17 protein-coding genes are annotated in these 17,272 nt (G+C 65.0%); 9 read left to right on the forward strand and 8 right to left on the reverse strand.

Features of this window, described 5'->3' with window-relative positions; all coding sequences use genetic code 11:
* Positions 1-188: 188 nt before the first annotated feature.
* Together ACVIYL_RS31560 and ACVIYL_RS31565 are read right to left on the reverse strand one after the other, a co-directional pair.
* Positions 189-719, reverse strand: coding sequence for a GNAT family N-acetyltransferase (locus ACVIYL_RS31560; RefSeq protein WP_456780462.1), 531 nt, complete (start codon positions 717-719; stop codon positions 189-191).
* 3 nt (positions 720-722) lie between these two features.
* Entirely contained in the window at positions 723-1,289 is a 567-nt protein-coding gene (locus tag ACVIYL_RS31565; RefSeq protein WP_456780463.1) for a helix-turn-helix domain-containing protein, read from the reverse strand.
* Between the two features lie 204 nt (positions 1,290-1,493).
* Between ACVIYL_RS31565 and secG the strand changes: the two genes are divergently transcribed.
* Both secG and ACVIYL_RS31575 read left to right on the forward strand, forming a co-directional pair.
* Positions 1,494-1,883, forward strand: a complete 390-nt coding sequence (gene secG / locus ACVIYL_RS31570) for a preprotein translocase subunit SecG (RefSeq protein WP_456780464.1) — start codon at positions 1,494-1,496, stop codon at positions 1,881-1,883.
* Positions 1,884-2,050: 167 nt separating this feature from the next.
* On the forward strand, positions 2,051-3,682 hold the full coding sequence (locus tag ACVIYL_RS31575; RefSeq protein WP_057016524.1) for a CTP synthase: 1,632 nt from the start codon (positions 2,051-2,053) through the stop codon (positions 3,680-3,682).
* Between the two features lie 23 nt (positions 3,683-3,705).
* On the opposite strand, the gene ACVIYL_RS31580 is transcribed toward ACVIYL_RS31575, so the two are convergent.
* Positions 3,706-4,368 (reverse strand): class I SAM-dependent methyltransferase, encoded by a 663-nt coding sequence (locus ACVIYL_RS31580; protein WP_456780465.1) that lies wholly within the window; start codon positions 4,366-4,368, stop codon positions 3,706-3,708.
* Positions 4,369-4,572: 204 nt separating this feature from the next.
* Here ACVIYL_RS31580 and ACVIYL_RS31585 point away from each other — a divergent pair, with 204 nt between their 5' ends.
* Together ACVIYL_RS31585 and ACVIYL_RS31590 are read left to right on the forward strand one after the other, a co-directional pair.
* On the forward strand, positions 4,573-5,655 hold the full coding sequence (locus ACVIYL_RS31585) for an IS630 family transposase (protein ID WP_253604297.1): 1,083 nt from the start codon (positions 4,573-4,575) through the stop codon (positions 5,653-5,655).
* Between the two features lie 108 nt (positions 5,656-5,763).
* Positions 5,764-6,846, forward strand: coding sequence for an IS630 family transposase (locus ACVIYL_RS31590; RefSeq protein ID WP_253604297.1), 1,083 nt, complete (start codon positions 5,764-5,766; stop codon positions 6,844-6,846).
* A 113-nt stretch (positions 6,847-6,959) separates the two neighbouring features.
* Here the strand turns inward: ACVIYL_RS31590 and ACVIYL_RS31595 are convergent, their stop codons facing one another.
* Complete coding sequence (locus tag ACVIYL_RS31595) at positions 6,960-8,339, reverse strand: sensor histidine kinase (protein ID WP_057016526.1); 1,380 nt, start codon at positions 8,337-8,339, stop codon at positions 6,960-6,962.
* Complete coding sequence (locus tag ACVIYL_RS31600; protein ID WP_141342680.1) at positions 8,336-9,010, reverse strand: response regulator; 675 nt, start codon at positions 9,008-9,010, stop codon at positions 8,336-8,338. Before ACVIYL_RS31600 ends, ACVIYL_RS31595 begins: the two co-directional genes overlap by 4 nt.
* Positions 9,011-9,179: 169 nt before the next feature.
* Here ACVIYL_RS31600 and ACVIYL_RS31605 point away from each other — a divergent pair, with 169 nt between their 5' ends.
* Positions 9,180-9,506, forward strand: coding sequence for an NIPSNAP family protein (locus ACVIYL_RS31605; RefSeq protein WP_456780466.1), 327 nt, complete (start codon positions 9,180-9,182; stop codon positions 9,504-9,506).
* 187 nt (positions 9,507-9,693) lie between these two features.
* Here ACVIYL_RS31605 and ACVIYL_RS31610 read toward each other — a convergent pair whose 3' ends face one another.
* Positions 9,694-10,029: a PAAR domain-containing protein gene (locus ACVIYL_RS31610; protein ID WP_456780467.1), complete on the reverse strand. Its 336-nt coding sequence runs from the start codon at positions 10,027-10,029 to the stop codon at positions 9,694-9,696.
* Between the two features lie 165 nt (positions 10,030-10,194).
* Between ACVIYL_RS31610 and kdsA the strand changes: the two genes are divergently transcribed.
* The 3 genes from kdsA to glsA all read left to right on the forward strand — a co-directional run bounded on the left by kdsA (position 10,195) and on the right by glsA (position 14,278).
* A complete protein-coding gene (gene kdsA, locus ACVIYL_RS31615; protein ID WP_456780468.1) occupies positions 10,195-11,052 on the forward strand; it encodes a 3-deoxy-8-phosphooctulonate synthase in 858 nt (285 codons plus the stop codon).
* A gap of 15 nt (positions 11,053-11,067) precedes the next feature.
* The gene (locus ACVIYL_RS31620) at positions 11,068-12,261 is read left to right on the forward strand and encodes an MFS transporter (RefSeq protein WP_456780469.1); all 1,194 of its coding nucleotides are present in this window, start codon (positions 11,068-11,070) and stop codon (positions 12,259-12,261) included.
* 166 nt (positions 12,262-12,427) lie between these two features.
* Positions 12,428-14,278: a glutaminase A gene (glsA, locus tag ACVIYL_RS31625; protein WP_456781907.1), complete on the forward strand. Its 1,851-nt coding sequence runs from the start codon at positions 12,428-12,430 to the stop codon at positions 14,276-14,278.
* A gap of 9 nt (positions 14,279-14,287) precedes the next feature.
* Here glsA and queF read toward each other — a convergent pair whose 3' ends face one another.
* Entirely contained in the window at positions 14,288-14,749 is a 462-nt protein-coding gene (gene queF, locus ACVIYL_RS31630; RefSeq protein WP_092083871.1) for a preQ(1) synthase, read from the reverse strand.
* A 69-nt stretch (positions 14,750-14,818) separates the two neighbouring features.
* Positions 14,819-15,802: a Vgb family protein gene (locus tag ACVIYL_RS31635; protein WP_456780470.1), complete on the reverse strand. Its 984-nt coding sequence runs from the start codon at positions 15,800-15,802 to the stop codon at positions 14,819-14,821.
* A 173-nt stretch (positions 15,803-15,975) separates the two neighbouring features.
* On the opposite strand from ACVIYL_RS31635, the gene eno reads away from it, so the two are divergent.
* Positions 15,976-17,259 (forward strand): phosphopyruvate hydratase, encoded by a 1,284-nt coding sequence (gene eno, locus ACVIYL_RS31640; protein WP_057016595.1) that lies wholly within the window; start codon positions 15,976-15,978, stop codon positions 17,257-17,259.
* The last annotated feature ends 13 nt before the right edge of the window (positions 17,260-17,272 follow it).

The raw sequence follows: 17,272 nt of genomic DNA on the forward strand, positions 1-17,272 counted from the left end.
CTCTGAGGAGGCCGCAACGCGGCCGTCTCGAAGGATCGACGGCCCAGCTGGTGGCCGTCGACCCTTCGAGACGCGCGGAGCCTGTCATCGGGCCGCGCTTTGCGCGGACCCGTTGGCGCTCCTCAGGGTGATGGGATTGGCAGTGTTGCGCAGACAGTTGCCATCGGCATCTCTGCTTGGCTACGGATTCAGGCTGCCGCCGCCCCGATCCGCTTCCAGTAGATCATCGTCCCGGTGAGGCCGCCATGCGGCTTCAGCGCGTAGTCGGGGATGATGCCGGTGAGCTGAAATCCCAGTCCTTCATAGAGTGGCGCGGCGCCATCCTCTTCGGCGGTGTCGAGCACCAGCAGCGTGCGGCCGTGCGCGATCGCAAGCTGCTCGACCGTGCGCATCAATTCCGTCGCGACGCCGCGATGGCGATGGGCGACGCGTGTCATCATCTTTGCAATTTCCGCCCGATGCGGCTGGTTGGGCGGCAGGTTGAGCAGAAGCGTCACGGTGCCGATCAGATCATTGCCGGTGAATGCACCGAGCACGATGCGCTCGCCACGCGTGGCGGCGCCGAGCGAGTCCTGCCAGAATGCATCGGCGTCATCCGGCGACAGCGGATGCATGAAGCTCACCGAGCCGCCGCTGGCGACGGTCTCGATCAACAATTCGCTGAGCGCGCTGCGAATCCCGGGCTCATCGGCGAGTGGCTTGATCGAAAACTGCGGCATGCATCAGCTCCGGGCCAGGGCGACCACATAGGTGCAGGAGGCGTTGGTCTCGTTGGCGAAGGTCGTCTCTGCCGGCGGGCCGAATCCGAGGCAATCGCCGGCGGCGAGCACGTGGCGTGCGCCGCCTTCGGTGATGACGAGGCTGCCGCTGAGCACCCAGACCAGTTGGCGGATATGCGCGTAGGAGGAGGCGGGCAGGGTCACGGTCTGCTTCGGCGGCAGCTCGACCCGCACCAGCTCGACCGGATGGTCGGGACGGCTGAACACCTGGCGGCGCAGATAGCCGGTTTCCGGATCACGCCAGGCCGGTTGCGCGGCGGCGCGCGACAGCCGTTCGCCCTGGCCTTCGGCGCGCAACATCAGGCCGGCCAGAGTGAGATCGAACGCTGAGGCGAGGCGCACCAGCACGACCGCGGTGGGGCTGACCTCGGCGCGCTCGATCTTGCTGATCGTGGCCTTCGAGACGCCAGCGCGTTCGGCGAGGTCGGCCAGCGACCAGCCCCGGCCATCGCGCTCGAGCCTGATCCGCTGCGCCAGGCGTTGGCTCAGATCGTCTACCAAAGTATCCATTTGTCTACTATAGTAGAAATTGCCGATTGCCGGCAAGGCCCGGCCGGGCCGCCATCGGCGCCGCTTGTGATCGTCGACAGTGCGACTATCTCGGGGGTGACAATGCCCGGTGCAATCGTGTAACAGGGCGCGACTTCACGAAAACCGTAGAGCCGATAGCGCCGTTTGTCTGGCCGCTTGGCGGCTTGTCACGGAAGGCTTGCGATGCAGACTGTCGTTATCATTGTCCACCTCATGATTGTCGCCGTCATGATCGGCGCCGTGCTGTTGCAGAAATCGGAAGGCGGTGGCCTTGGCATGGGAGGCGGCGCCGGCTTCATGTCGAGCCGCGGCACCGCTAATTTGCTGACGCGAACCACGGCGATCCTCGCGGTGGGCTTCTTCGTGACCAGCCTGTTCCTGTCCTGGTACGCGGGCTACGACCGCAAGCCGAGCTCGATCGTCGGCACCGGCACACCGGCGCAGACGCAGCCGGCCGGCGGCACGCCGATGAACGCGCCGACCTCGGGTGGCATCCTCGATTCGCTGAAGAAGGCCGACGAGCAGCAGGGGCAGCAGGCCCCGAGCGGCCCGCAGGCGCCACGGTCGCAATAAAGCAGGGTGGCCATGCAGGATGCCCCGCTGGCATCCTGCATCAGAAACCCCCATCAATGCTCTGAAATCGCTTCCAGTTTGATGCAACCCACAGCCCGGCGAATTGTTTGCCGGGAACAGCCGATTCGTTTTGCGAATCGCCGGAGTCGGATTAAAGGTAAAGTCCCATGGCGCGGTACATATTCATCACCGGCGGCGTGGTCTCCTCGCTCGGCAAGGGTCTGGCTTCAGCGGCGCTCGGCGCTCTGCTGCAGGCCAGGGGCTACAAAGTCCGCCTTCGCAAGCTCGATCCCTACCTCAACCTCGATCCCGGAACGATGTCGCCGTATCAGCACGGCGAAGTGTTCGTGACCGACGACGGCGCCGAGACCGATCTCGATCTCGGCCATTACGAGCGCTTCACCGGTCGTCCGGCCACCAAGGCCGACAACATCACGACCGGGCGAATCTACCAGGACATCATCACCAAGGAGCGCCGCGGCGATTATCTCGGCGCCACTATCCAGGTGGTTCCGCACGTCACCAATGCGATCAAGGAATTCGTGCTGTCGGGTAACGACGAGTTCGATTTCGTGCTGGTCGAGATCGGCGGTACCGTCGGCGACATCGAGGGCCTGCCGTTCTTCGAGGCGATCCGCCAGCTCAAGAACGAGCTGCCGCGCGATCACGCCGTCTACATTCACCTGACGCTTCTGCCGTACATTCCAAGTGCCGGCGAACTCAAGACAAAGCCGACGCAGCACTCGGTGAAGGAGCTGCGCTCGATCGGCATCCAGCCGGACATCCTGCTGTGCCGCACCGACCGCGAGATTCCCAAGGAGGAGCGGCGCAAGCTCGGCCTGTTCTGCAACGTGCGCGAGAGCGCCGTGATCGAGGCGCGCGACGTCGACAACATCTACGCCGTGCCGGAGGCCTATCACGCCGCCGGCCTCGACGACGAGGTGCTGGCCGCGTTCGGCATCACCGCGAAGATTCCGCCGGCGCTGCAGAGCTGGCACGTCATCAACGAGCGCGTCCGCAATCCGGAAGGTGCGGTGACGATCGCCATCGTCGGCAAATACACCGGCATGAAGGACGCCTACAAATCGCTGATCGAGGCGCTGTCGCACGGCGGCATCGCCAACAAGGTGAAGGTCAATCTCGATTGGATCGAGAGCGAGGTGTTCGAGAACGAGGACCCGGCGCCGTTCCTCGAGCACGTCAACGGCATCCTGGTGCCCGGCGGCTTCGGCCAGCGCGGCGCCGAGGGCAAGATCCGCGCGGCGCAGTTCGCGCGCGAGCGTGACGTGCCGTATTTCGGCATCTGCTTCGGCATGCAGATGGCGGTGATCGAGGCGGCGCGCAATCTGGTCGGCATCGAGGACGCCAACTCGACCGAGTTCGGCCCGACCAAGGAGCCGCTGGTCGGCCTGATGACGGAATGGCTGCGCGGCAACGAGCTCGAGAAGCGCTCGCAGAGCGGCGATCTCGGCGGCACGATGCGGCTCGGGGCCTATCCCGCGGCGCTCAACCGCGGCAGCCGCGTCTCGCAGGTCTATGGCGGCGCGACCGAGATCTCCGAGCGGCACCGCCATCGCTACGAGGTCAACACCGCCTACAAGGACCGCCTCGAGCAGCACGGCCTGCGTTTCTCCGGCATGTCGCCCGACGGCGTGCTGCCGGAGATCGTGGAGTACGAGGACCATCCCTGGTTCATCGGCGTCCAGTTCCATCCCGAGCTGAAGTCGCGGCCCTTTGAACCGCATCCCCTCTTCGCGTCGTTCATCGAGGCGGCAGCGAAGCAGAGCCGGCTGGTCTAAACAAGCGGCCGTCCGCTGCGCCGTTACACGGCGCAGTCCTCGCTGGTCCGGCGTTCTTTCTTGATCGGTGAAACGTTTGCACCAGCCGCCGGCGTACCGTCGCGCGTCATCAGCTTGTATTGCGGACGTCGCGTCAGCCGGTAGACCGCGGCCGGCGGCACGTTGAGGATGGCGCGGTCGATCAGCGTGGCGCGCAGGCCGAGCCGGTCGAGGATCGGCCGCGGCACCGGGCAGCGCATGCCGTAGGTGAATTGATAGAACGCGCCGCCGGGACGCAGATAGCTGAACGCGCCGCCGACGATCGAGATGACCTTGCGCGGCGACATGTTGAGCAGCGGCAGTCCGCTGACGACGGCGCCAACCGGCGCGCCATCGTAGAGCCGCTCCGAGGCGAGGCGCGCCGCGTCCATCCACAGCACCCGCGCACCGGGAAAGCGCAGCTGCAACAGCCGCATGAAATCCGAGCCGTATTCGATCAGCGTCAGATCCTGCTGGCGCACGCCGCGCTTCAACAGCTGATAGGTGAACGCGCCCGTGCCCGGACCGAGCTCGAGCACCGGGCCGGTGTCGGCGCTGATGTCGCGCGTGATCAGTTCGGCGAGCGCGGCGCCCGACGGCGCGATGGCGCCGACGCGGCCGGGGGCCGCCATCCAGGCCGTGAAGAAAGACAGCAGATCATGTGACATTGGGATTCCCAGCAAAGTGTCGCGGCGCTTCGACTCAGATGCGAAGCGTGACGCCTTGTTTGCGGGAGCTGCATTGCGACAACATTGCGCGAGAGCCCCGTTCCGATTGAATCGGAATGGACTCTAGTGTCCTGAATCAAAAGTTCGGCGGACTCCAAATCGACTCGATGATAGCGGACTCTCCTGATTTGGGGAGGATTGGCGATGGGTCGGCGCTTTGCTCCGCTGGAGCTTGATGAGGTGGAACGTGCTGAGTTGACATCGTTGGCGTCGCGTCGAAGCACTGCTCAGGCGTTGGCGCTGCGGGCTCGGATCGTCCTGGCCTGTGCTGAGGGCGAGCAGAGCAAGGTCGTGGCGGCCCGTTTGGCTGTCGATCCCGACACGGTCGGCAAATGGCGGCGGCGGTTCTCCGAGCATCGGCTTGAAGGTCTTTGGGACGAGCCGCGATCGGGGACGCCACGCACGATTGAGGATGCCCGGATCGAGGCGGTGATCGTTCGCACCCTTGAGACCCAGCCTCCCGGGGCCACCCACTGGAGTTCGCGCAGCATGGCGCGGGCCAGCGGGCTGTCAGTCTCAACAGTACAGCGTATATGGCGCGCTTTCGGCTTGCAGCCGCATCGGTTGGAGACCTTCAAGCTCTCAACCGACCCCGACTTTGTCGCCAAGGTTCGCGACATCGTCGGCCTTTACGTAGCTCCGCCCGAGCGCGCCATCGTACTGTGTGTCGATGAGAAGTCGCAAATCCAGGCGCTGGATCGCAGCCAGCCCATGCTGCCCATGCGACCAGGCCAGCCGGCGCGCCGTAGTCACGACTACAAACGCCATGGCGTCACCTCGCTGTTTGCCGCCCTCGACGTCGCAACCGGCCGGGTCATTGGCAAATGCTATGGACGCCATCGTGCCAAAGAGTTCCGCAAGTTTCTCGATGAGATCGAAGCTGCGGTTCCAGACGATCTGGACGTCCACCTCGTCATGGACAATTACGCAACCCACAAGACGCCGTTGATCCGCAACTGGCTGGCAAAGAGGCCGCGCTGGCACGTCCACCTGACGCCAACCAGTTCATCCTGGCTCAATCAGGTCGAACGCTTCTTTGCACTCATCACCGAGCGTAAGATTAGGCGCGGCATCTATCGCAGTGTGGCGGCGCTACGGGCCGAGATTGCCTCCTTCATCGACCATCACAACGCTGACCCAATGCCGTTCCGATGGACCAAATCAGCTGACGACATTCTCGGCTCAATCGAACGCTTCTGCGCTTACAATCTGCCCGCCAAGGCATAAAATGCCATGAACTTTTGGTTCAGGACACTAGTGTCCTGAATCAAAAGTTCGGCGGACTCCAAATCGACTCGATGATAGCGGACTCTCCTGATTTGGGGAGGATTGGCGATGGGTCGGCGCTTTGCTCCGCTGGAGCTTGATGAGGTGGAACGTGCTGAGTTGACATCGTTGGCGTCGCGTCGAAGCACTGCTCAGGCGTTGGCACTGCGGGCTCGGATCGTCCTGGCCTGTGCTGAGGGCGAGCAGAGCAAGGTCGTGGCGGCCCGTTTGGCTGTCGATCCCGACACGGTCGGCAAATGGCGGCGGCGGTTCTCCGAGCATCGGCTTGAAGGTCTTTGGGACGAGCCGCGATCGGGGACGCCACGCACGATTGAGGATGCCCGGATCGAGGCGGTGATCGTTCGCACCCTTGAGACCCAGCCTCCCGGGGCCACCCACTGGAGTTCGCGCAGCATGGCGCGGGCCAGCGGGCTGTCAGTCTCAACAGTACAGCGTATATGGCGCGCTTTCGGCTTGCAGCCGCATCGGTTGGAGACCTTCAAGCTCTCAACCGACCCCGACTTCGTCGCCAAGGTTCGCGACATCGTCGGCCTTTACGTAGCTCCGCCCGAGCGCGCCATCGTACTGTGTGTCGATGAGAAGTCGCAAATCCAGGCGCTGGATCGCAGCCAGCCCATGCTGCCCATGCGACCTGGCCAGCCGGCGCGCCGTAGTCACGACTACAAACGCCATGGCGTCACCTCGCTGTTTGCCGCCCTCGACGTCGCAACCGGCCGGGTCATTGGCAAATGCTATGGACGCCATCGTGCCAAAGAGTTCCGCAAGTTTCTCGATGAGATCGAAGCTGCGGTTCCAGACGATCTGGACGTCCACCTCGTCATGGACAATTACGCAACCCACAAGACGCCGTTGATCCGCAACTGGCTGGCAAAGAGGCCGCGCTGGCACGTCCACCTGACGCCAACCAGTTCATCCTGGCTCAATCAGGTCGAACGCTTCTTTGCACTCATCACCGAGCGTAAGATTAGGCGCGGCATCTATCGCAGTGTGGCGGCGCTACGGGCCGAGATTGCCTCCTTCATCGACCATCACAACGCTGACCCAATGCCGTTCCGATGGACCAAATCAGCTGACGACATTCTCGGCTCAATCGAACGCTTCTGCGCTTACAATCTGCCCGCCAAGGCATAAAATGCCATGAACTTTTGGTTCAGGACACTAGTTTCGACGCGTTTCCTTCACACGAACCGGTGCCCGTCCCGCATCGAGTACGGGACAGGCTTCGCTCGAAAACGCTTTGGCAGTCACGACGCGAACGGCGCCGGCGGTAAGGTGAGGCGAAAGCACGCGCCGCCCTTCGGACCGTCGAGCACGGAGACGTGACCGCCGTGCAGCCTTGCGATCTCGCGCACCATGTTGAGGCCGAGGCCGGCGCCGCGGTCGAGCGGCGCGAGCCGATAGAACGGATCGAAGATCCGCGTGCGCTGATCCTGAGGAATGCCGTCGCCTTCATCCGATACGTCGATCGTCGCGGCGCTGCCGACATGGATGGTGATGGTGCCGCGGCGGCCGCCATGCTGGATGGCGTTCTGCACCAGATTGGTGAGCGCGCGCTCCAGCGCGGCGCGATCGCCCAAGGTCTCGACGCGATCGGTTGCGGTATCGAGCGACAGCTCATAGCCGGCCGCGATCGCGAGCGGCGCAAGGTCGGCCGCGACATTGCGTGCGACCGCGACGAGATCGACGCGGACGAACGGATTGCGGCACTGGTCGAAGCGCTGGATGTCGAGCAGTTGCTCGGCCAATGTCGCAAGCCGCGCCGAATCCTCGAGCAGGCGGGTTTTCTCCGGACCTGGCGGCAGCGACTCCAGCCGCGTGTTGAGGATCGCGATCGGCGTGCGCAATTCATGCGCCGCGTCGGCGACGAATCGCTGGTGCCGGGAATAGCCGTCGTCGAGCCGTTTCAGCGCATCGTTGATGGCGGTCACCAGCGGCGCTACCTCGAGCGGCAGATGGTCCGCCGACAGTCGGCTGCCGCGCTGGCGGAAATCGATGCGGCGCGCTTCGTCGGCGGTGGTATCGAGACCGGCGAAGGCGCGCTTCACCACCATCGGCGTCGCGATGAAGGTGGCGCATGCCATCAGGAAAAGGCCGGGCAGGGCAATGGCGAGGAATGCCAGCGTCGTGGCGAGCGCGGTCTTGACGCTCGACATTGGCCCTTGCGTCGCTGTGAGCACCTGCACGGGGCCGGCGTCGGAATTGACGCGCTTCAGCCGCGCCGGCGGCTTGCGCGGATCATCCTCGAACATCTGCCAGCCGAGCCGCGCCTGGCTGATCTGGTCGAGCGCGTCACCGATCCTGGCAAATTCCGGCGGCACGGCGCCTTCCGTCAGCGATCGGCCTTGCCGGTCGCGCACTAGGAACCAGAGGTCGGGCGTGTCGTCACGAAGCTTTTGCAGTTCGGCCGTCGGGCGCAAAATCAGCTCGCCCTTGCCGTCGCGTGCGACCGCGCCCTGCACGATGGAAATCACATGATCCTCATCGCGCGGAACGATCAGGAAGCCGGTGGCACACAACGCGCTGATCAGGCAAACGATCAGCATGGCAAGCAGCAGCGCCTGGAGCGTCACCAGCCGCCAGCTCAGTTGCGAGCGCAAGCAATAGTGCTCGGCCTGTTCGCTCATGACGTTTGCTTCAAGAGATAGCCGACGCCGCGGATGCTGTGGATCTCGACGCCGGCGTTGGCGTCCGCGAGTTTGCGGCGCAACCGCGAGACGTGCGCGTCGAGCGCGTTGGACTGGATCTCGTCCTCGAAATTGTAGACCGCTTCCTCCAGCGTCGCGCGCAGCACGGTGCGGCCCATGCGGCGCAGCAGCGTCTCCAGCACCAGCAGCTCGCGCCGCGGCAGCTCGAGCGGACGGCCGTCGACACTGGCCTCGCGATGGCCGCAATCGAACGCCACCCGGCCGGCCCTGATGATCTCGAGCTGCAGGCCGGCGGGGCGGCGCAGCACGGCGCGCAGCCGCGCCATCAGCTCCTCGACCGCGAACGGCTTGGCCAGATAGTCGTCGGCGCCGCTGTCGAGGCCAGTGATGCGGTCGGTGAGATCGCCGCGCGCGGTCAGCACGATGATCGGCACGCCGTCGGCCTTGGCGCGCAGCTTCGGGATCAGCGTGAGGCCGTCGCCGTCCGGAAGCTGGCGGTCGAGCAGGACCGCGCCATGCACGTCGGCACAGATCGCTTCCTCGGCCTCGGCAAGGTTCGGCACGTGGTCGACCACCATGTCGTAGCCCTTCAGCGCCTGTGACAGCGCCGCCGCCATTTCGGCCTCATCCTCAACCAGCAGTATCCGCATGTCCTTGTGGGTCCAGCTCCTGAAGGCAGGTTTTAGGGCAAGTAACATTGCAACAACATTGCGGAAATGGCTGCCTGTCGCGAGCAGGGGTGCCATGTTGTCACCCCCTCAAGACAGTCCGGAAGGCGCTGGCTATAACCGCCCGCACACAAATCTGGGAGGACTGCCAATGATCTACGAGACCCGCGTCTATCGCTGCCTGCCGGGACGGCTGCCGGCGCTGCTCAAGCGCTTCGAGACCATCACGCTGAAGCTCTGGGACAAGCACGGCATCAGGCAGGCCGGTTTCTTCACGACGCTGGTCGGGGAATCCAACCAGGACCTGACCTATCTGCTGGCCTGGGAATCGCTCGCCGAGCGCGAGAAGAAGTGGACCGCGTTCGCGACCGATCCGGAATGGATCGCCGCACGCGCCAAGACCGAGGAGGACGGCCAGATCGTTCTCACCATCGTCAACCAGCTTCTGGTGCCGACGGCGTTTTCGTCGGTCAAGTGACGCCCGCTGCGGCCATGTTCCCGTCATTGCGAGCGAAGCGAAGCAATCCATTCGTACTGCATATGCGGAGCGATGGATTGCTTCGTCGCTTCAGCGCAAAATTGCTTCGCAATTTTGTCGCGAGCTCCTCGCAATGACGGGGAGGCATCTTTTCTCGGTCCCTTGGGGAGGGAAAGTTGCAGCGACGCTATTGCAGGCAGCCCGAGGTCTGATCGCCCTGGGTCACCATCGGCTTGCCGTTGATGAAGACGCCGTGGCTGCCGGAGGTCGTCTTGCCGCCGCAATGCGTGCGATCGCCCATGACCACCGCCGGCTTGCCGTTGATCAGGACGTTGGGCACGCCCTCGACGAGCGGGCCGCCATTGCTGGTGGTATCGCCGCTGCGCGCCGCCGGCTTGCCATTGACGGTCACGCCGGTGGCGCCGCTGGTGACGACCCCGGGCTGGCTGCTGGTCTGGCCGTAGGCGAGGCCCGACATCGCCGACAGGGCGGCGACGGCTCCGATCATCAGCGGGATGCGCATGGCTTCCTCATGGGAATCTGTTCCGCGCCAGTTTATAGGCGCTGTTTGGGCGGGATTGTGTTAGCACGGCGCACCCACGGCGTCAGCGCAACCCCCTCATCGTGCGGGATGGCTTGATCCGTCCCGCGCGGGACTGCATGGTCGCCGGCAAAAGGATGCAGCATTTTGACCAATCAGGTTTCCGCGCAGGCCGCCGCGCCGATCGTTGCCGTCGGATCGGCCAAATTCGGCAATGCCTTGCCGATTTCGATCATCGCCGGTCCCTGCCAGCTCGAGAGCCGCGCGCACGCGCTTGAAGTGGCGTCCGCGCTGAAGGAGATCGCGGCGCGGCTCAAGATCGGTCTGGTGTACAAGACCTCGTTCGACAAGGCGAACCGCACCAGCGCGACGGCGGCGCGCGGCATCGGATTGGCGCAGGCGCTGCCTATCTTCGCCGAGATCCGGTCTTCGCTCGGGCTGCCGGTGCTGACCGACGTGCATGAGGCGACCCAATGCGCCGAAGTGGCGCAGGCGGTCGACGTGCTGCAGATCCCGGCCTTCCTGTGCCGGCAGACCGATCTCTTGCTGGCCGCGGCCGCGACCGGCAGGGTCGTCAATGTCAAGAAGGGCCAGTTCCTGGCGCCGTGGGACATGGCCAATGTGGTCAGCAAGATCACCGGCGCCGGCAACGTCAATGTGCTGGTCACCGAGCGCGGCGCGTCGTTCGGCTACAACACGCTGGTCTCGGACATGCGCGCGCTGCCGATTCTTTCGCGCACCACCGGCGCGCCTGTGATCTTCGACGCCACCCATTCGGTGCAGCAGCCGGGCGGCAAGGGCACCTCGTCGGGCGGTGAGCGTGAATTCGTGCCGGTGCTGGCGCGCGCCGCGGTCGCGGTCGGCGTCGCCGGCGTGTTCATCGAGACCCATCCCGATCCGGATCACGCGCCGTCGGACGGCCCCAACATGGTGCCGCTCCGCGACTTCGAGTCCCTCGTCAAGCGGCTGATGCAGTTCGACGCGCTGGCCAAGACGGCGGCCTGACCGGCGGACAACGACATGACCGCAACCAGCGGCATGCCGCAGGCCCTTAACGTGATCACGCTGGCGACCTTCGCAGCGAGCCTGTCGGTGCGCGCGCTGGATCCGGTTCTGCCGCATGTCGCTGAGGATTTCGGCGTCAGCATCGCGACGGCGGCGAGCTTTGCCGCGGTGTTCGCCTTTACCTTTGCCGCGGTGCAGCCGGCGATCGGCGCCGCTGCCGACCTGTTCGGCAAGGCGCGGCTGATGACGATCTGCCTCGGACTGCTCGGCGTCGCCAACATTCTCGGCGCGCTCTCGACCTCGTTTCCGATGCTGTTCGTGACCCGCATCCTTGCCGGCGTCGGCTCGGGCGGCGTGTTTCCGGTGGCGCTGTCGCTGACCAGCGATCTGGTCGGTCCGGATAAGCGGCAGCTCGCGATCGGGCGAACGCTGGCGGGCTCGATGACCGGCAATCTGCTCGGTGCCACGGCATCCGGCCTGATCGGCGACTTCCTCGGCTGGCGCGGCGTGCTCGCGGTTCTCGGCGGCCTCGTGATCATCGTCGCGCTGGCGGTTGCCTCCGGCTTCCGCGGCGCCGCGCTGAACCGTCCGCCGCGCACTAGCCTGAAGGCGCTTCGCCACGGTTATCGCACCATCTTCACCAATCCGAATGCCCGCATCTGTTACTCGGCGGTCTTCATCGAAGGCTGCTGCGTGCTCGGGCTGTTTCCCTTCATCGCCTCGTTCCTGTTCGAGCTCGGCGAGACCTCGCTGTCGATCGCCGGCATCGTGATCGCAGGCTTTGCGATCGGCGGATTGCTCTACACGCTGACGGTGTCGCGCCTGCTGCCGTGGATCGGGGTGAGGGGCATGATGGTCGTCGGCGCGACGCTGGTTGCAATCCAATTGGTCGGCGTCGCCTTCGGGCCGCACTGGAAGCTGCAGATGGCGGGCCTCCTGGTGATGGGCCTCGGCTTCTACATGATCCACGGCTGCCTGCAGGTGTTCGCCAGCGAGCTGTCGGTCGAAGCGCGCGCCACCGCGCTGTCGCTGCACTCGTTCTTCTTCTTCATGGGCCAGACCGTCGGCCCGATCGCTTACGGCTTCGGCCTGCAACACGTCGGCAAGACCGCGACGTTGGTGTCAGCCGCCGCCGTGATGGTCGTGCTCGGCTTTATCTGCGCGCGGTTTCTGCGGCAGACCAGGCCCGCCGATGCGCAGACAACCTAGGCGTCCACGGGCCCACCGGCGGTGGCAGACACAACAAGCAGGGAAGCGGGGTGCAGCGTCAGGATGACGCATGTCGCAGCAGCGTTCGGACGACCGCGCATGGCATGAGGATTGCTTATTTCTCGCCATTTGAGGTGAGAGCGTGGACGTCCAGACTGGCTGGCCTATTCGAGGGAATGCGGACGTCAGGACAACGGGATATGGCACCGAGCCTCCACTTCAACGTTTTCTGGCCTCCTGCCACCAAGAATTCAAATCGGACAATTCCGGCGCGCTCGCCGACTACATTCCGGAGCTGAAACGGGCCAACCCGGCGCATTTCGGCATCAGCCTCGTCACCATCGATGGCCATGTCTACGAAGTCGGCGACAGCGCCGCTCCTTTCACCATCCAGTCCGTTTCGAAGGCGTTCGTGTTTGCGCTGGCCCTCGATCTCGTCGGCGAAGCGCGCGTCGCGTCGGCGATCGGCGTCGAGCCGAGCGGTGAGGCATTCAACTCCATCCGGCTGACCAACGACAACAAGCCGTTCAATCCGATGGTCAACGCCGGCGCGATTGCCTGCTCCGGGCTGATCCACGAGGTCGATGGCCGCGCCGCATTCGAGCGCATCCGGGACAAGCTCGGCCAGTTTGCCGGCCGCGAACTCGACGTCGACGACGCGGTCCATGCGTCGGAGACGGCGACCGGCAACCGCAATCGCGCGATCGCCTGGCTGCTGCGCAACTACCTCGTGCTGCAGGACGGCGTCGATGCCGTGCTCGATGTCTATTTCCGGCAATGCGCAATTCTCGTCACCGCGCGCGACCTCGCGGTGATGGCCGCAACGCTCGCCAATCGCGGCGTCAATCCGGTCACCGGCGTCCAGGTGGTGACGCCGCATGTCGTCGCGCGCACGCTGTCGGTGATGACGAGCTCGGGCATGTACGACTATGCCGGCGAGTGGATCTATCGCGTCGGAATGCCCGCCAAGAGTGGGGTCGGCGGCGGCATCGTCGCAGCGCTCCCGTCGCAATTGGGGCTCGGCACCTTTTCGCCGCTGCTCGATGGGCACTTCAACAGCGTGCGAGGCCTGAAGGTTTGCGAGGCGCTGTCGGCGCGATTTGATCTGCATATGCTCAACCGCAGCGGCGACGTCCGCACCTGCATCATCGCCGACTACGACATCTTCGGCATCACCTCCCGCCGCAGCCGCCAGCCGCACGAACAGCAGATCCTCGATGACCGCCACAGTGACACCCGCGTCATCGAGCTGGTGGGGGCGCTCAACTTCGCGTCGATCGACTACGTCACTCGCCGGCTGTCCAGCGAGCCGCCCGGCGCGCCGCTGCTGATCCTAGATTTCCACCGCGTGCCCGACATCACGGCAGCCGGCGCCCAGCTGCTGGCTGAGAAAATCGCCACGCTCGGAAATTCCGGTGTCACCACGATCATCTCCGGTGTCGAGACGACGTCGCCGGTCTGGGCCACGATCCGCGCGCAGATCGAAGAGCCGAAGCGGTTGCGGCATTTTCCGCTGCTCGACGACGCCGTTGAATGGGCCGAGGATCAACTGATCTACCGCTATGGCGGCTTCACCGAGACCAAGGAGACCGCCCATCTCGGCGAGCAGGCGCTCTTGGCCGATCTCGCGCCCGAGGAGATCGCTGCGCTCGCCGAACTCTCGACGCCGCGCCGCTACGACGCCGGCCAACGCATCGTCGTGGCCGGCGAGCCGGCCAATTCGTTGTTCTTCCTGCAAAGCGGGATGGTGAGCGTGAAGCTGCCGAGCGGCGTGCGGCTTGCCTCCCTCGGGCCGGGGATGGAGTTCGGCGAGATGGCGATCATCGAGAGCCACCGCAGCGCCGACGTCTGGGCGGACACGCCGGTCAAATGCCTCGAGCTACCGATCGACAGCTTTGCCGACTATCGTCAGCTCCACCCGCAGATTTCGATGAAGATCATGCGCAATCTTTCCGCACTGCTGGCGCGCCGCCTCATCCTCGCCAATGCCAAGGTCGATCTGCTGAGCGCCTATTGAGACGCCGGATCAGCCCCGGCCTCGATAGGGCGCGACGCCCTGATCGGGAACCCAGACGCCTTTCGGCAGTCGGCCGGTCTGAAAGAACACGTCGATCGGGATACCGCCACGCGGATACCAATAGCCGCCGATGCGCAGCCATTTCGGCTTGATCTCGTCCGAGATGCGCTTGCCGATCATGACGGTGCAATCCTCGTGGAAGGCGCCGTGATTGCGGAAGCTCGCCGCATAGAGTTTCAGCGACTTAGATTCCAGGAGCCATCGGCCCGGCACATAGTCGAGCACCAGATGGGCGAAGTCCGGCTGGCCGGTGATCGGGCAGACCGAGGTGAATTCCGGGATAGCGAAGCGCACCAGATAATCCGTGCCGGCCTGCGGATTGGGGACGCGGTCGAGCACCGCCTTGTCCGGGCTATCCGGCCACGCGACGGCACGGCCGAGTTGCAGGGTTTTCTTCGCCATGGGCCTCATCCTTGTGGGAGCGGCCGAAATGAACGGAAGCGGGCGGTTCGTCAACCGTCCGCGTGCGGGGGCAGGGTGCTACGCGGGCGCGGCAGTCTGGATCAGGACCAAGCGGTCTTGGCCGGATTCACAGCCCCAGACCTCGCCGGGCCGGCCATCGAGTTGCCGGACATTCGCGCCGGCGCGGTCGCTCGGAAAGGCGTTGAAGGTCGCGCCCACCGGATCGAAGCGCATGATCGCGTTGGCCGAGAAATCGGTGAGCCAGACCTTGTCCTTGTCGTCGACATAGACGGCATAGGTCCGTGGATTGCTGCCGGGCAGCTTCCAGGCCCTCCACGTCCCGTCGGCGGGATCGTGCACCGACACGTTGCCGCTGTTCCATTCGCTGACCCAGATCCGCCCCCGCGAATCCGACCACACCCGTCGCGCGCCCTGTTTCGGCGTCGGCGGCTGGGCCACGCTGGCGTTGCCGGTCGCAAGGTCAATCCGTGCGATATAGCTGCCGGCAAGCGAGGCGTACCAGATGTCGCCGTTTGGGGTCACGGTGATGCCGTAGGGGCCGACGCCGCGCGGTGCCTCGAACACCTTCATCTCACCGGATTTCGGATCGAGCCGGCCGTAGAAGCCGGACTGGCCGGTGAACCAGTAGACGCCGCGCTTGTCGAACACGCCGGTATTGAGATTGGCGTCAGCGGCTTTCTCAGGCAGGCGGAACAGCGTCACCTTGTGGTCGCCGGGGTCGACGCGGGCGATCGCATTCTGCCCGCCCTCGGTTACCCATGGCGCGCCGTCGGGGCCGATCGTGACGCCGTGCGGGGCCGCACCCTTGCCGAGGCTGACCAGCTTGAACGCACTGTCGCGCGGATTGAGCCGGCCCAGCGCACCGCTGCGCTGGCCCGTGAACCAGACGGTGCCATCGGGCGCCGGCGTGACATCGTGCAGGCCGGTCCCGGCGTCGACGTTGAAATATTTCACCCGGAACGGCGTCTGGGCATCCTGCGCCTGCGCTCTCTTGGTCAAAATCGCGGCAGTGGTGGAGGCGAGAAACTGGCGACGGTTCATTGCGTTATCCCGGCTTCGTGAAACAATGGGCCAGCACGCGAAGGTAATCCCGACAGCATAAACCCACCACATTGCACCGTCAGACGGGCCGGGCGGGCGGGCCGTTCACATTTGCTTGCGCGCCGTGTATGACGCGGCGCATCAGCCAACCCCATATCGAGAAAGAGCACGTCATGACTGACATCGTCGACATCATCGGCCGCGAAATCCTTGATAGCCGCGGCAACCCCACGGTCGAGGTCGATGTGGTGCTGGAGGATGGGTCAATCGGTCGCGCGGCCGTGCCGTCGGGCGCCTCCACCGGCGCGCATGAGGCGGTGGAACTGCGCGACGGCAACAAGGCGCGCTATCTCGGCAAGGGCGTCGAGAAGGCGGTCGCCGCCATCAACGGTGAGATCTTCGAGGCGCTCAGCGACCAGGCGGTCGAGGAGCAGGTCGCGATCGACCAGATCATGATCGAGCTCGACGGCACGCCGAACAAGAGCCGGCTCGGGGCCAACGCCATCCTCGGCGTCTCGCTGGCCTGCGCCAAGGCCGCCGCCGAATCCTTCGACATGCCGCTGTATCGTTATGTCGGCGGCACCTCGGCGCGGACGCTGCCGGTGCCGATGATGAACATCATCAATGGCGGCGTGCATGCCGACAACCCGATCGACTTCCAGGAGTTCATGATCCTGCCGGTCGGCGCCACGTCGTTCGCCGAGGCGCTACGTTGCGGTTCGGAAATCTTCCACACGCTGCGCGGCGAGCTGAAGAAGGCCGGCCACAACACCAATGTCGGCGACGAGGGCGGCTTCGCGCCGAACCTGCCGTCGGCCGACGCCGCCCTCGAGTTCGTGATGAATGCGATCGGCAAGGCCGGCTACAAGGCGGGCGACGACGTCGTGCTCGGCCTCGACTGCGCCTCCACCGAATTCTTCAAGGAAGGCTCCTACGTCTATGGCGGCGAGAACAAGACCCGCTCGCGCTCCGAGCAGGTGAAGTATCTCGCCGATCTCGTCGGCCGCTATCCGATCGTCACCATCGAGGACGGCATGTCGGAGGACGACATGGACGGCTGGAAGGAGCTGACGGATGCGATCGGCAAGAAGTGTCAGCTGGTCGGTGACGATCTGTTTGTCACCAACGTCACCCGGCTTGCCGACGGCATCAAGAACGGCCGCGCCAATTCGATCCTGGTCAAGGTCAACCAGATCGGCACGCTGACCGAGACGCTTGCGGCGATCGAGATGGCCTACAAGGCCGGCTACACCGCCGTGATGTCGCACCGCTCCGGCGAGACCGAGGATTCCACGATCGCCGATCTTGCGGTCGCCACCAATTGCGGGCAGATCAAGACCGGCTCGCTGGCGCGCTCCGACCGTACCGCCAAGTACAATCAGCTGCTGCGCATCGAGCAGCAGCTCGGCACCCAGGCGAAATACGCGGGCAGGGCGGCCTTGAAGGCGCTGGCGTAGCGCCCCAGCTTGA

Source organism: Bradyrhizobium sp. USDA 3315, assembly GCF_054056795.1.

Coding starts and splice junctions, on each gene's coding strand:
- ACVIYL_RS31560 (WP_456780462.1), bottom strand. CDS start 719: ATGCCGCAGTTTTCGATCAAGCCACTCGCCGATGAGCCCGGGATTCGC.
- ACVIYL_RS31565 (WP_456780463.1), bottom strand. CDS start 1,289: ATGGATACTTTGGTAGACGATCTGAGCCAACGCCTGGCGCAGCGGATC.
- secG (WP_456780464.1), top strand. CDS start 1,494: ATGCAGACTGTCGTTATCATTGTCCACCTCATGATTGTCGCCGTCATG.
- ACVIYL_RS31575 (WP_057016524.1), top strand. CDS start 2,051: ATGGCGCGGTACATATTCATCACCGGCGGCGTGGTCTCCTCGCTCGGC.
- ACVIYL_RS31580 (WP_456780465.1), bottom strand. CDS start 4,368: ATGTCACATGATCTGCTGTCTTTCTTCACGGCCTGGATGGCGGCCCCC.
- ACVIYL_RS31585 (WP_253604297.1), top strand. CDS start 4,573: ATGGGTCGGCGCTTTGCTCCGCTGGAGCTTGATGAGGTGGAACGTGCT.
- ACVIYL_RS31590 (WP_253604297.1), top strand. CDS start 5,764: ATGGGTCGGCGCTTTGCTCCGCTGGAGCTTGATGAGGTGGAACGTGCT.
- ACVIYL_RS31595 (WP_057016526.1), bottom strand. CDS start 8,339: ATGAGCGAACAGGCCGAGCACTATTGCTTGCGCTCGCAACTGAGCTGG.
- ACVIYL_RS31600 (WP_141342680.1), bottom strand. CDS start 9,010: ATGCGGATACTGCTGGTTGAGGATGAGGCCGAAATGGCGGCGGCGCTG.
- ACVIYL_RS31605 (WP_456780466.1), top strand. CDS start 9,180: ATGATCTACGAGACCCGCGTCTATCGCTGCCTGCCGGGACGGCTGCCG.
- ACVIYL_RS31610 (WP_456780467.1), bottom strand. CDS start 10,029: ATGCGCATCCCGCTGATGATCGGAGCCGTCGCCGCCCTGTCGGCGATG.
- ACVIYL_RS31620 (WP_456780469.1), top strand. CDS start 11,068: ATGACCGCAACCAGCGGCATGCCGCAGGCCCTTAACGTGATCACGCTG.
- queF (WP_092083871.1), bottom strand. CDS start 14,749: ATGAGGCCCATGGCGAAGAAAACCCTGCAACTCGGCCGTGCCGTCGCG.
- ACVIYL_RS31635 (WP_456780470.1), bottom strand. CDS start 15,802: ATGAACCGTCGCCAGTTTCTCGCCTCCACCACTGCCGCGATTTTGACC.
- eno (WP_057016595.1), top strand. CDS start 15,976: ATGACTGACATCGTCGACATCATCGGCCGCGAAATCCTTGATAGCCGC.